This window comes from Microbacterium sp. UMB0228, assembly GCF_002871415.1.
GTDB lineage: Bacteria > Actinomycetota > Actinomycetes > Actinomycetales > Microbacteriaceae > Microbacterium.
Map to the genome: position 1 here is coordinate 602,618 of NZ_PNFU01000002.1, position 13,566 is coordinate 616,183.

The following is a 13,566-nucleotide window of genomic DNA, read 5'->3' on the forward strand; positions in this document are numbered from 1 at the left end:
CGGTCCGCCCTCCGGGGCGGACCGGGTCGCGTCCCGGCTCCGTCCGGGCACAATGGAGGTGTGACCCACGACTCTCGTGCCCCGCATCTCCTCGTGCACCCGGGATGGGAGCTGTTCGGCTCCGATCGTATGCTCCTCGAGACCGCGACAGCGCTGCGGGAGCGAGGGGAGCCGGTCGTCGTCGTGTTGCCGCGACGTGGCCCTCTCGTGGACGAACTGCAGGCACTCGGCGCGCAGGTGCTCCTTCCCCCGATGTTCGTGCTGCGCAAGTCGAACCTGCGGCCCCGGAACTGGCTGCGGTCCGCGCGGGACGCGGTTCAGGGATTCGCTGCCTCCATCGCGATCGTCCGGCGGCTGCGTCCCCGGAGCATCTACGTGAGCACCATCGTCCTGCCCACCTGGCCCCTCGTGGGTCGACTGAGCCGTATACCGACCGTCACCCATGTCCACGAGGCGGAGGCCTCCGCGTCCCGCTGGGTGAACCTCGCACTCTACGCACCGCATCTCGCGGCGCATCGGGTCGTCGCGAACAGCCGCTTCACGTTGCAGACCGTTCAAGCGGCGCTTCCTGCCCTCGCTCGGCGCGCAGCGGTTATCCCCAACGGTGTGGCCGCCCCCTCCGAGGTCGACGAGCCGCGGCCGTACGTGGACCGCCTCCGTATCGGTTACGTCGGTCGGCTCTCGCACCGGAAGGGCCCCGACCTCGCCGTCGAGGCCTTGGCCGAGCTCGCCGTCGCCGGCGTCGACGCCGATCTCCATCTGGTGGGTGCCGCCTTCGTGGAGAACGCGGGATACGAGCGGGAGCTGCGCGAGCGTGCGGAGGCGCTCGGCGTCGGCGATCGCGTGACGTTCCTCGGATTCCAGTCCGACGTCTGGCCGTTCCTCGCCGGCATCGATGTGCTCGTCGTGCCTTCCCGGCAGGACGAGTCCTTCGGCAACACCGCCGTCGAGGGCGTGCTCGCCGCTCGGCCGGTGGTCGCATCGGACATCCCCGGGCTTCGCGAGGCGGTCGGCAGCTATCAGAGCGTCGCCTTCACGACGCCGGGGGAATCCCAGGAGCTCGCCGCGGCACTGCGGTCCGTGGTGGACGGCTGGGAGGAGCGGCGGGCCGACGCGCTCTCCGCCCGCGCGTCGGCGCTGCACAGGTTTGCTCCGGCGACCTACCGCCGGACCACGGCGGAGTTCCTGACCTCGGTCGCGCCGCGCTGACCGTCCGCCTTCAGCGGGAGAGGAGATCCGGGGTGGGCGGCACGAGGAACGCCGAGACCTGTCGGTAGAGCGCCGATGCCTCCAGGGCGGTGCGCTCCAGCATCGCCCGGTGCGCCCGCGCGGCGTCGTGGTGGGCGTCCGGGATGTCGAACGGGTTCGAGCGCCGACGACCGAGGAGGGTCCTTCGGGCTTTCGGTGGGGCGACGAACCCGCGTCGCCCGTGCAAGGCCGCCGCGTATGCGGCGAGGCCGTCCGCTGCGCGCCCGTCATCCAGAAGGGCGCTCGCATTCTCCTCGCCGAAGACCGCGGCACCCAGATGGAGGGCCTCGCGCAGGGTGAACGCCTTGGACCGCGCCTGCGGGACCAGCTGAGAGATGAAAGAGCGTTCCGCTCGGCTTGCCGTGAGGATGAGATCGGCGGTGCGGATCCGGTCGGCGTCGACGGCGGAGGAGCGATGGTCGTCGGCGCCGGCACCCGCGCCCACCGCGCGCGCCACCTCGACCGCCGCCTCACACATCGGCCGGTCCCCGGGGCCCACGCGGATCCCGGCGCTGGTGATGTCCCAGAGCTGTTCCTCAGCGCTGGCACGAAGGACCTGTGCCATCAGGGGCGACCGACAGATGTTCGCCTCGCAGACGAAGATGAGCCTGTGTGCCACGTGTTCCCCTCGGTGCCGAGTCGGAACCGCCGACCCGCTTTCCAACATAGGCGATAATGAGGTGCTGCGAACCGGCGCACAGATCGCACGGCGTCGTGCCGAGGGGGACGGGAACACATGACACTGCAGGATTACTTCCAGGCGCTGAGGGGTCACTGGGTGGTGATCATCGTGCTCACGCTCCTGGGGGGCGGAGCGGCATACGGGTACTCTCAGCTCGTCGACCCGGAGTACCGGGCGGAAGCCCAGGTGATGGTGATCCCGACTCGCGGCGAGAGCACCAGCGAACTGCTGCAGGGCTCCAACTACGTCCAGAGTCTCGTCCAGACATACACGCTCCTCGTGGTCTCGCCCACCGTGCTCGGTCCGGTCATCGAGGAGGTCGGCCTCAACGAGACGCCCAACCGGCTCGCCCGCCGCGTCGACGTCAACGTGCCGCTCAACACGGTCGTCATCGAGATCGGCGTCACCGACGCCGACGGCGAGACCGCGCAGGAGACCGCGAACGCCATCGCGAGCGAGCTCGCTGTCGCGGTTCGGGACATCTCCCCACTGGGGGCTGACGAGAAGCCCGCCGTGCGGATCGAGACCATCTCGCCCGCCCGGACGCCGACAGTGCCCATCTCGCCCAACACCCGCAACAATGTCGCTCTCGGCGCGGCAGGCGGCCTCCTCCTTGGTGTCGTGTACGCCGTGCTGCGCCGACGGTTCGCGACCCGTATCGTGAGCGCGAGCTCGCTCGGCGAGATCACCGACGTCGCGGTTCTCGGGGAGATCCCCGAGGCCGCGGACAATCAGACGCTCGCCCGGGTCATTCGCTCGCAGCCCGACGGACGCATCGCGGAGGCGATGCGGCAGGTCTCCGCGAGCCTGCGATTCGTCGACGTCGACAAGAGCCGACGGGTGATCCTGGTGACCTCGTGTTCGGCACAGGAGGGCAAGTCTTCCGTCGGTCTGGGGCTCGCGCTGACGCTCGCCGAGGGGGGACGGACGGTCCTCTTCATCGAGGCGGACCTGCGGCGCCCCAGTACCGCGCGCTACACCCAGCTCGAAGGGGCGGTGGGTCTCACCACGGTGTTGATCGGTGACGTCGAGCTGGATGATGCGGTGCAGCAGTGGGGTCGCCCCGGGCTGGACATCCTCACGGCCGGTGCGCAGCCTCCGAACCCGGGGCAGCTGCTGTCCAGTGGAGAGCTGCACAAGGTCGTCGACGACGCGCGGGAGAAGTACGACTACGTCATCATCGACACCGCGCCGGTTCTCTCCGTGAGTGACGCTCTCTGGCTCTCGACCACGGCCGACGGCACCCTGTTCGTCGTTCGCGCCCATCGCACGAAGGGGACCGAGCTCGCGCGTGCGCTCTCGTCGCTCGAGTCCACGCGGACGCCGGTCCTCGGCATCGTCCTCAACGGCATCCGCGGCGCGGCGAAGAGCCCGTACTATACGGACGAGCGCCCTCGCGGGCTGCGTCCTCGGCTGAGCCGCCGCGGCGCCCGAGGCTGAGGCCCCGTGAACTCGCTCCTGGCGCTCGGCGCCCGCGCGGCCACCATGGTCGTCTCCCTCGTCTGCGGTGTGATCACCACCAGGATGATCCTGGGCGAGACCGACGTCGAGCACTACGCGCTCTATACACTGCTCATCACGATTCCATCGCTGCTGACGTTCACGGACCTCGGCAGTGGTGCGGTGCTGGTCAATGCGGTGGCGACCAGCGAAGACGTCCGCACGGACCGCAAGCTGCGCCTTCAGGTGACGTCGGTCGGACGGATCCTGCTGCTCTTCGCCTCCGGCCTCATGATCATCAACACCGTGCTGCTCGTCAGCGGGGGATGGCGCGTGCTGTTCGGGGATGCGGGAGCCATCCCCGGGGCTCCCCTCGCCGCCTTCCTGTGCATCACGCTGTTCAGCCTCACGGTGACCCTCGGCGTGTGGTTCCGGATCCTGCTGGGACAGCGCCGCAACCACCTCGTCATCCTCGTGCAAGGCCTCATCTCCCCCCTCACGCTCGGCGGCGTCTGGCTCCTGCTCACCGTCGGAGGCCGGGCCTTCGACTCCTTCCTCGCACTCGCCTCGTACGGCGCCTCCCTGATCACCGCCGTCATCGGGTTCACCCTGGTGACGCGTTCGACCGCGCCTCTCATCCCCGACGCCCTCCGCGTCCTGTTCCGATGGCGGCGTGTGCCCGGCGTGCGGGTGATGGACGTGGGGTGGCCGATGCTGGCGCAGATGGTCACGTATCCCATCGCCGTCGGCTCGCAGCGGTACGTGCTCGCCCAGTACGGCACGCCGACCGACGTCGCGGAGTACGGTGTCGCAGGCCAGGTGTTCTTCGCGCTCAACGGGTTGGTCATGGCCGCAGGGGTGGCGCTCTGGCCACAGTTCGCGCGGCGGCGGCACCGCGGCGAGCTCACGCGCGGGCCGTATCTGCTGTCCCTCCTCTTCGGCGGTGCTGTGGCCATGGCTACGGCGCTCGTCTGGGTGATCGGTCCCTGGCTGTTCGACTTCATCACGCGCGGCGAATTGGAGGTCCGCCCCTCGACGATCCTCGCGTTTGGCGCCATGATCATGCTGACGGCCGCCGTCTATCCCCTGGGCATGTTCATCATGGACAAACCGGGTATCCGCTTCCAGGTCGTTCCGACGTTGGCGATGGCGGCGCTGAGCATCGTGCTGTCGGTCGTGCTGACACCGCTGCTGGGCATCATCGGGCCGCTGCTCGGCGTAGCGTTCGCGCTGACCGTCTGCCAGCTCATCCCGTACGCCATCTACATCCACCGCCACCGTGGGCGCCTGCTCGCTTCCGACCGCGCCCACGATCCGGCGGCCGAAGACGATCCGGCCTCCGCAGGCCAGCCGGGTTAGCCGGTCCACTCCTCGGCTCGGCGATGCGCGCGCCTCGCCGAGTCGTGGAACGACTCCCCGCGCGCGATCCGCAGCGCCAGATCCTCGTAGGCTTCGGCGACGGCGTCCCACGTGAAATCATCGGCGGCGCGGGTCCGGGCGGCAGCTCCGGCTCTGGCCACGCCGTCCGCGTCGGCCTCGGCGGCGGTGATCGCGGTGGCCGCCTGGGCCGGGTCCGAGAAGTACCAACCATGGCCGTCGAGGACCTCACGGTTGAAGACGACGTCGTACGCGATCACGGCCGTGCCGGCTCCCATGGCGCGCAGGAGCGACGGGTTCGTCCCCCCGACGGAATGACCGTGGAGGTAGGTGAAGGCGTGGTGGTAGAGCGCGTCGAGAAGGTCTTGGTCGTACACCGCGCCGAGGAGGCGGATTCGGTCGTCCGCGGCCGCGAGGTCGTCGATGGCCGCGGTGTAGTCGGCGGCATAGGGGGCGGAGCCCACGACCACGAGGGGCTTCCCGGCCGCAGACGCGGCGTACCCCTCGACGATCTCACGGACATGGTTCTCGGGTTCGAACCGCGCGACCACGAGGTGGTACTCGCCGGGCTCGAGGCCGAGCGCGCGGATGCCGGCCACCGGTGCGTCGTCGAGGAGAGGGGCGCCGTAGCGGATCATCTCGCTGGCCACGCCGAACTGGTGATCGTAGTATTCGGCGATTCCGGGAGCGTCGGCGATGATCGCATCGGCCGTCCGCACGCCGAACGACTCGGCCCAGCGATAGTAGGCCTTTCCACGGGGCCCCCACTTCGAGCGTCGCCACTCGAGTCCGTCCATGTGGAGCGCGACGGGGATGCCCCGGGCGCGCAGCAACGGGAGGAACGGCGAGTTGGCGGCGTTGAAGACGAAAGCTGCGTCGGGACGGGCCCTGGTGACCGCGTGCGCGGTCGACAGCGCGGTGTGGCTGAGCGTCTCGAGCGCTTTGTGCCGTACCGCCGGCAGGGTCACCCTCCGCATGCCCAGGTGTACGTCGCCCGCGGTGCCGGCATCCCGCCCGTACACCAGCACACGGTGTCCCCGGGCGACGAGCCGCCGCCCGACCTCTTCGACGGCCGTCTCGAATCCTCCGTATGCGGCGGGGATTCCGCGCGTGCCGATCAGCGCGATGCGGAGCGAGGGAGAGGGGGACGTCGCGGCGGAGTGCATCGGAACAGTATGCCCGAGCCTTGATCGCCGAGTGCGGGGGCTAATCTGGGGCGGTGTCGTCAGAACCTTCCTCGGACTCATCCCTCGCCTGGGGCTTTCCTGCCGAACAGTCGGTGAGCGCGTGGGAGCGCCGTCACGCGGCAGGTGAGGTGCCGAGCGCCTGGCAGTACGGCTTGGACGGCCTGCGCGCGTTCGCGCCCGTCGACGTGCTCGACCTGCCGGCGCCCGGACGGGTGGCGCGAATGCGGAGCCGCGTCGGCCTCGGCCCGCGCCCGGTCGACGGCCGCGCCTTCACCTGGGACGAGAACGCCGCCTTTCGGATGCAGGTGCGGCGTCCTCGGCGGAGCTTCGCGTCAGGCGTCATCTGGCTGACCGACATGGTGGAGCGGGGCCACGTTCCGCAGCGTCTGATCGAGGTGCTGCAGAGCGCGGACGATCTGTGGGTGCTGAGCCGGGGACAGGTCGAACCGCTCCGGGCAGTGATCGGGGCCGGAGGGCCACGCATCACCGCCGTTCCGTTCGGAGTGGACGCCGACTTCTTCCCGCCGCGGCCCTACCCGGAGCGGCCGCGCATCGTGAGCATCGGCAACGACAGGGATCGTGATCCGCAGACGCTCTTCCGAGCGCTGGAGATCGTCCGGGCGCAGCGGCCCGACGTGGAGGCCGTCGTGCAGACATCGGCGACCGGCGCGCCGGACGGCGTCCGTGTCGTCGAGCGCATGAGCCATCGCGATCTCCGGGACCTGTACGCGACAGCGACAGTGGTGGCGACGGCAACCCGACCGAATCTTCACGTGTCGGGGATGACGGTGACTCTGGAGGCACTCGCGACCGCACGACCGGTCGTGAACACGGACACGCCGGGGATGTCGCAGTACGTCGAGGAGGGAGTGACGGGCCACCTCGCTCCGGTGGGAGACGCCGAGGCGCTGGCCGATCGGCTCCTGTCCCTCCTCTCGAACCCGGCGGAGGCGGCACGGATGGGGCTCGCCGGCCGCGCGGCGGTCGAGTCGTCGTTCACTACGGCGATCATGTGCGCCCATCTCGCGGAGATCCTGGTGCCCACCGCGGATCGCACGGCCATCGGGTCCTGAGGTCGGGTAGCGCTGCGGCGAGTGCTGCGCTATTCTGACGGCGGATGCGTCTTTGGGGGACGCGAGGGGATCCATCATCCGCCGATATTTCGGCATGTGCCTGTGGGGAGGCGCCATGCGAGTCCAGCGACTCGAGGCAATCGAACGCGACGAAGAATCGCGCGCACGTCCATTCCGTCGTCTCGCGATGGGAGTCGTCGCCGTCGTGGTGACCGCGCTCCTCGGCGCGACCATCACCGCACCGGCCGCGCAGGCGGATACAGTGCCGACCGATCCCGCTCTGCCGGCGACGGTGAGCGCTGACCCGCTGCCGACGACGCAGATCAACGGCATCGTCTGGGCTCAGGCGGTGGGCGGCACCAAGGTGTACGCGGGCGGGCAGTTCACGAGCGCGCGCCCGGCGGGAGCGCCGGCCGGCACCAACGAGACGCCGCGATCCAACCTCCTCGCCTACGATCTCGCAACCGGTGTGCTCGACGCATCCTTCGCCCCCCAGGTCAACGGCCGCATCCTCGCCGCGGCGGTGTCGCCCGACGGCTCGCGGCTGTACATCGGCGGCGGCTTCACCGCCGTCAACGGTCAGAACCGCTACCGTCTGGCGGCCTTCGACACGGCCACCGGCCAGCTGATCGGCAATTGGACCCCCGGTACCAACACGATCGTGCAGGGCATCGTCGCCACCGATACGACCGTGTACGTCACGGGGGAGTTCTCGAACATCAACAACACCGCACGTACCGGCGTCGCGGCCGTGAGCGCGTCGACCGGTGCCGTGCTCGACTTCAACCCGGTCCTCGCCGGCGGGTACGGCGTCCGCTCCGTCGTGGTGTCCCCCGATGCCTCGAAGGTGGTCATCGCCGGCTCGTTCACGTCCACCAACGGGTCGACCAACCCGGGTCGCGGCATGGCCGCGCTCGACGCCTCCAGCGGAGCCAGCCTCCCCTGGGCGATCAACAGTGTCATCCGCAACGCCGGCACCGGCGCCTCCATCTATTCGCTCGCCTCCGACGGGGACAGCGTCTACGGCAGTGGGTACGACTTCGGAGGATCGAAGACGGAGGACGACTTCGAAGGCGCGTTCCGCGCGCGCTGGAGCGACGGCTCGATGGTGTGGATGGAGGATTGCCACGGCGACACCTATTCGGTGTACCCGACCGGGGGTGTGCTCTACACGGCGGCGCACTCGCATTACTGCGGCAACATCGGAGAGTTCCCGCAGCTCGACCCGTGGAGCTTCAACTTCTCGCTCGCGTTCGACAAGAACCCGTCGGACCGCACCATCACTCCTGACATCTACGGGTACCGCAGCTTCACCGGCAACCCGGCGGCCCGTCTGCTGCACTGGTACCCGACGTGGCAGCCCGGCACGGTGTCCGGCATGAATCAGGCCGCATGGTCGGTCACGGGCGGTGGCGACTACCTCGTCTACGGCGGTGAGTTCACGGCCGTGAGCGGTAGCGCACAACAGGGACTCGTGCGCTTCGCGAAGCCCGGGACGGCGCCGAACAAGATCGGTCCGACCATCAAGGGCGGCGCCTACCAGATCAGCGCTCAGTCTTTCCGCGCGGGGCAGGCACGCGTCGCCTGGTCCGCGAACTACGACGCCGACAACGCCCGCTTGACCTACGAGGTCTTCCGTCGTGACCTCGCGCAGCCGATCCACACGACCACTGCCGACTCCACCTACTGGGTGCGACCGCGGCTCACGTACTCCGACACGGCGGTGACCGCCGGCCAGACATACGAGTACCGGGTCAAGGTGACCGACCCCAACGGGAACACCACGACGTCCGACTGGACGCCGGTGACGATCGCGGCCGCCGGGACCTCGAACACGTACAACGAAGCCGTGCTCTCGTCCTCGCCGAGGTATTACTGGCCCATGAACGAGGCGTCCGGTTCGTCCGCGACCGACTGGATCTCCGGGAACGACCTCACGCTGTCCGGAGGGACGACCCGTGGCCAGGCGGGCCAGGTCGTCGGTGAGACCTCGGCCTCCACGGCCTTCAACGGCACCGACGGCACCTCTGCCAGTTCGGTCTCCGAGGTCGGTCCTGACGAGTTCTCGATCGAGGCATGGTTCCAGACGACCAGCACGAGCGGCGGGAAGATCGTCGGCTTCGGCAACAACGCCAAGGGGCTGTCCGGAAGCTACGACCGGCACCTCTACCTGAGCAATTCGGGGCAGGTCACGTTCGGCGTGTACCCCGGGACTGCGCGGACGCTCACCAGCGGGGCCGGTCTCAACGACGGCAAGTGGCACCACGTGGTCGGCACGATGAACAGCTCGGGCATGGTGCTGTACGTCGACGGCGTGCGGGTGAGCTCGCGCTCCGACACGACGACCGGTCAGAGCTATTCAGGCTACTGGCGCATCGGCGGGGACTCCCAGAGCGGCTGGCCGTCCGCGGGGTCGTCGAACTACCTCAACGCCCGCATCGCGGACGTGGCCGTGTACGGCAGTGCGTTGACCCGTGACGCGGTGGATGCGCACTGGGTGGCTTCTGGGCGCACGTCGTCGCTCCCCGCTGCGCCCGCAGACGCCTACGGCAAAGCCGTGTACGACCTCGACCCGACACTGTACTGGCGCCTCGGCGAGACCAGCGGGACGGTCGCGAAAGACTCGGGCCGCGACGGAAGCACCGGGACGTACCAGACCAGTGGGTCGGCCACGATCCAACGAGGCCAGACCGGAGCGCTGTCCGGCGTCGCGGACCAGGCCATCCGGTTCACGTCCTCGAAGCTGTTCTCCAGCTGGAACAACCGCCAGACGGTGGTGAGCGCGCGGCAGTACCCGTCGCCGAACACCTATTCGATCGAGACCTGGTTCAAGACCACCTCGACGGGCGGCGGCAAGCTGATCGGCTTCGGGAACAGCAACTCCAACAATGCCAATCCCAGTTCGAACTACGACCGGCACATCTACATGAACGGATCGGGACAGCTGAAGTTCGGCGTCTACAACGGGGGGTCATACGTCCTCACGGCGCCGGGCACCTACCGTGACGGGCAGTGGCACCATGTCGTCGCGCAGCAGTCGGCGGCAGGGATGCAGTTGTTCGTGGATGGCGTGGAGGTCGCTTCGAACGCGCAAGCGGGTGCCGACAACTACAACGGCTACTGGCGCGTGGGCGGCGACACCACCTGGGAAGGGGATCCCTTCTGGGTCGGCACGATCGATGAGGCGGCGGTCTACTCAGCGCCCCTGACGGTCAGCCAGGTGTTGCAGCACTATCAGCTCGGCGACACCGGGGAGCTGAACCAGCTGCCGACGGCGCAGTTCACCGCGGCGACCTCGGACCGGTCGGTGGCTTTCGACGCCTCCGCCTCGAGCGACCCTGAGGGTCCGATCGCCGGCTATGCGTGGGACTTCGGCGACGGCCACACCGGAACCGGTGTCGCGCCTACGCACGAGTACGACACGGCCGGCACCTACACGGTCACCCTCACGGTGACCGATGCCGGCGGGCTCGCGTCCACCGTCGCTCATGACGTGACGACGCGGAACCCGAACGTGCCTCCCACCGCCGCGTTCACCGAGAAGGTGGAATTCCTCTCCGTGGCGGTCGACGCATCCGCGAGCGCGGATACGGACGGCACGATCACGGCGTACGCGTGGAATTTCGGCGACGGTGCCTCGGCGACAGGGGCCACGGCGACGCATGACTATGCGGCTTCCGGAACCTACACGGTGTCGCTCACCGTGACCGATGACCGCGGTGCCTCATCGACCGAGACGAAGACGATCGCTGTCGAAGCTCAGAACGTGCCGCCCAAGGCTGTGGCCAACGTGGTGCGCGCCGCGGATGGTATGTCGATCTCCGCCGACGGAAGCGGCTCCACCGACACCGACGGCAGCATCGTGTCGCACGCGTGGGATTTCGGTGACAGCACCACCGCGACGGGAGCGACGGCGACGCACACCTACACGACAGCGGGAACCTACACGGTCACGCTGACGGTCACGGACGACGACGGCGCAACGCATCAGGCGACCGCATCCGTCGCCGTCGCGCCGGCGGCCACGGAAGAGGTCATCGCCCGAGACGCGTTCGAGCGCACGGCGTCGTCCTCGTGGGGCTCCGCCGACGTCGGCGGCGCCTGGACGGTGTCCGGAGGGGCGGCGGCGTTCTCGGCGGGGGATGGCGTGGGACGGATCTCCCTGTCTCCTGCCGCCACGCGAGAGGCTCGCCTCGCCGGGGTCTCGAGCACGTCGACGATTACCTCGTTGACCATCGCCTCGAGCAACGCGACCAACGGCGGAGCCTTCAACCTCACGGTGAACGGTCGTCAGGTCGGCAACGACGTCTACTCGGGACGCGTGAAGATCGAGGCGAGTGGCGCGATCCGTCTCTACCTGCTGCGCAACGAGACGGCGATCGGCAACAGCGTCGTGATCCCCGGTACGTACGTGGCGGGCGAGAAGTTGTCGGCTGTGCTCACGGTACGCGGAACGTCGCCGACCACGCTCGCGCTGAAGGTCTGGCGAACGGGGACGACGGAGCCGGCGAACCCGCAGCTGCAGGGGACGGACTCCACTGCCGCTCTGCAGACAGCGGGTGCGGTCGGCGTGAAGATGGCGATCAGCTCGGTCTCCTCCGTCTCCTCGGTCTTCTCGGTGGACGACTACAAGGTCGTCACCGGGGCCGTGGTCGCTGCGCCCAACCAGATCCCGACAGCATCCTTCGTCTCCTCGACCTCCGCACTCAGTGCAGCTGTCGACGCTGGCGGATCGAGCGACGCGGATGGGACGATCGCGTCCTACGCGTGGACGTTCGGGGATGGCGGTACCGCGACGGGAGTCACGGCATCGCACACGTATGCGGCATCGGGGACGTACGACGTCACCCTGACGGTGACCGACGACGACGGCGGAACGCACTCAGTCACGAAGCCGGTCACTGTGACCGCGCCGGTCACGCCGCCGGACCCCACAGGGCCGACTCCCCTCGCGACGGATGAGTTCGACCGGGCGACGACGGGAGGCTGGGGCAGCGCCGACCTCGGTGGCGCGTGGACGCTGTCGGGAGGAAACGCCGCATTCAGCACGGCAGGCGGAAAGGGCGTCGTGTCCCTCGCGCCGTCGCAGACGCGGGAGGCGCGACTGGCGGTGACCGGTACGAGCACGGTGCTCGATGCCCTCTTCTCGTCGGATGTCGCCTCGACCGGCGGCACCGCGAGCATCACGCTGCTCGGCCGGACCGTTGGGGCATCGACATACTCGGCGCGCGTGCGACTGGAGCCCGCCGGCGTCATCCGGCTGTACCTCCTCCGGAATGAGACGGCGATCGGGAACAGCTACGTTCTGCCGGGCTCCTATGCGCCCGGACAGGTGCTCCACGCCCGCCTCGCGGTCAGTGGTACCGCCCCGACCAGCCTGGCGGCCAAGGTCTGGGTCGAGGGGCAGACCGAGCCTGCGGATTGGCAGCTCACGGGCACGGACGCGGTGGCGGCGATGCAGGTCGCCGGTGGCATCGGGATAAAGACGTCTGTCAGCTCGGCCTCGACGAACACCACCACGCGGCTCTCCTTCGAGCGGTTCGCCGTGGTCGTCCCGCAGTAGCATCGGACAACGGATGAGGGGCGAGGCCGGATGGCCCCGCCCCTCATCCGTTCCCGTCAGCTCCGGGCGTACGCCGGGGTGATCCGGCCGAGGGCGCCGAGAGTGCGCCCCTGGGCGAACCAGATGCGCCGCCGCAGCACGGCCTGTGCGGCACGGTCGCCGCGCGCGCGGGCGAGGACTTCTCGCAGGGAGAAGATCACAAGGCGGGCCACGCCGCCCACGAGGTGGGCGCCGCGAAGGATGATGCGCCGCGCGAGGGAGCCGTCTCGGGTGAGGAGTTCGGTACGCATCTGACCCTGTGAGATGGTCCGCCGTCGCACGAACTCGCGGGTCGTGCGCTCCGCGGGGACCTCGTCGCGGACGATCGAGTCCGCGGATGCGATGATCGCCCCGCCGGCGGCGAGCAGCGATCGCCCGAAGAGCATGTCCTCTCCGCCGGCCAGGCCGAGGCTTGTGTCGAAGTGCACTCCGAGTGACGCGACCTGCGAAGCGTCGATCAGGACATTCCCGGTCGCCAAGGCGTCCAGTCGCTGCCCGTTCCGTCGGCGTCGTCGCCGCATGAACCCACCGGCGACGATCCAGGGGTCGGTGCCCTCGGGCCAGACGTAGTCCACGTACCCCATCACGACGGCGGGACGCCCGTTTCTCGACCATGTCTCCACGAGGGCGTCGAGCCACCCCTCCAGCGGTACGACGTCATCGTCGACCATCGCGACCAGCTCGCCCGGGCGCGCCGCGTCGAGCGCGGCCTGTCGCGCCGCCGCGATCCCCGGGGTGGGTTCAGGGAGGTAGGTGACGTCGAGTTCTGCGGCGACCTCCTCCGCCGAGCGGGCGGGATCGTTGTCCACGAACGCGATGCGCATGCGCTCCGCCGAGGCGCCGGCCCCCGCCCGGATCGCCATGACGAGCGGAGCGAGGAGCTCGGTGCGACGAAAGGTCGTCACGGCGACGAGGAGAGGTCGTTCTTCGGCCTCGGGTCGCGCGGGGTTCATGGAC

General features: G+C 69.3%; 8 protein-coding genes. 5 read left to right on the forward strand and 3 right to left on the reverse strand.

The features are described 5' to 3' along the window. Positions 1–60 precede the first annotated feature (60 nt). Complete coding sequence (locus CJ226_RS06940; protein ID WP_025104616.1) at positions 61–1,209, forward strand: glycosyltransferase; 1,149 nt, start codon at positions 61–63, stop codon at positions 1,207–1,209. 10 nt (positions 1,210–1,219) lie between these two features. Here the strand turns inward: CJ226_RS06940 and CJ226_RS06945 are convergent, their stop codons facing one another. Continuing rightward, positions 1,220–1,867 (reverse strand): hypothetical protein, encoded by a 648-nt coding sequence (locus CJ226_RS06945; protein WP_180964552.1) that lies wholly within the window; start codon positions 1,865–1,867, stop codon positions 1,220–1,222. 117 nt (positions 1,868–1,984) lie between these two features. Between CJ226_RS06945 and CJ226_RS06950 the strand changes: the two genes are divergently transcribed. Both CJ226_RS06950 and CJ226_RS06955 read left to right on the forward strand, forming a co-directional pair. After that, complete coding sequence (locus CJ226_RS06950) at positions 1,985–3,370, forward strand: polysaccharide biosynthesis tyrosine autokinase (RefSeq protein ID WP_025104614.1); 1,386 nt, start codon at positions 1,985–1,987, stop codon at positions 3,368–3,370. 6 nt (positions 3,371–3,376) lie between these two features. Then, positions 3,377–4,729: a lipopolysaccharide biosynthesis protein gene (locus CJ226_RS06955; protein ID WP_025104613.1), complete on the forward strand. Its 1,353-nt coding sequence runs from the start codon at positions 3,377–3,379 to the stop codon at positions 4,727–4,729. Here the strand turns inward: CJ226_RS06955 and CJ226_RS06960 are convergent. Further along, the gene (locus CJ226_RS06960) at positions 4,726–5,913 is read right to left on the reverse strand and encodes a DUF1972 domain-containing protein (protein ID WP_249521785.1); all 1,188 of its coding nucleotides are present in this window, start codon (positions 5,911–5,913) and stop codon (positions 4,726–4,728) included. The genes CJ226_RS06955 and CJ226_RS06960 overlap by 4 nt on opposite strands. A gap of 53 nt (positions 5,914–5,966) precedes the next feature. Here CJ226_RS06960 and CJ226_RS06965 point away from each other — a divergent pair, with 53 nt between their 5' ends. After that, positions 5,967–7,007 (forward strand): glycosyltransferase family 4 protein, encoded by a 1,041-nt coding sequence (locus CJ226_RS06965; protein ID WP_029989670.1) that lies wholly within the window; start codon positions 5,967–5,969, stop codon positions 7,005–7,007. A 187-nt stretch (positions 7,008–7,194) separates the two neighbouring features. After that, positions 7,195–12,570, forward strand: a complete 5,376-nt coding sequence (locus CJ226_RS06970; protein ID WP_257996548.1) for a PKD domain-containing protein — start codon at positions 7,195–7,197, stop codon at positions 12,568–12,570. Between the two features lie 56 nt (positions 12,571–12,626). Here the strand turns inward: CJ226_RS06970 and CJ226_RS06975 are convergent, their stop codons facing one another. After that, on the reverse strand, positions 12,627–13,562 hold the full coding sequence (locus CJ226_RS06975) for a glycosyltransferase family 2 protein (protein ID WP_025104609.1): 936 nt from the start codon (positions 13,560–13,562) through the stop codon (positions 12,627–12,629). Positions 13,563–13,566 lie beyond the last annotated feature (4 nt).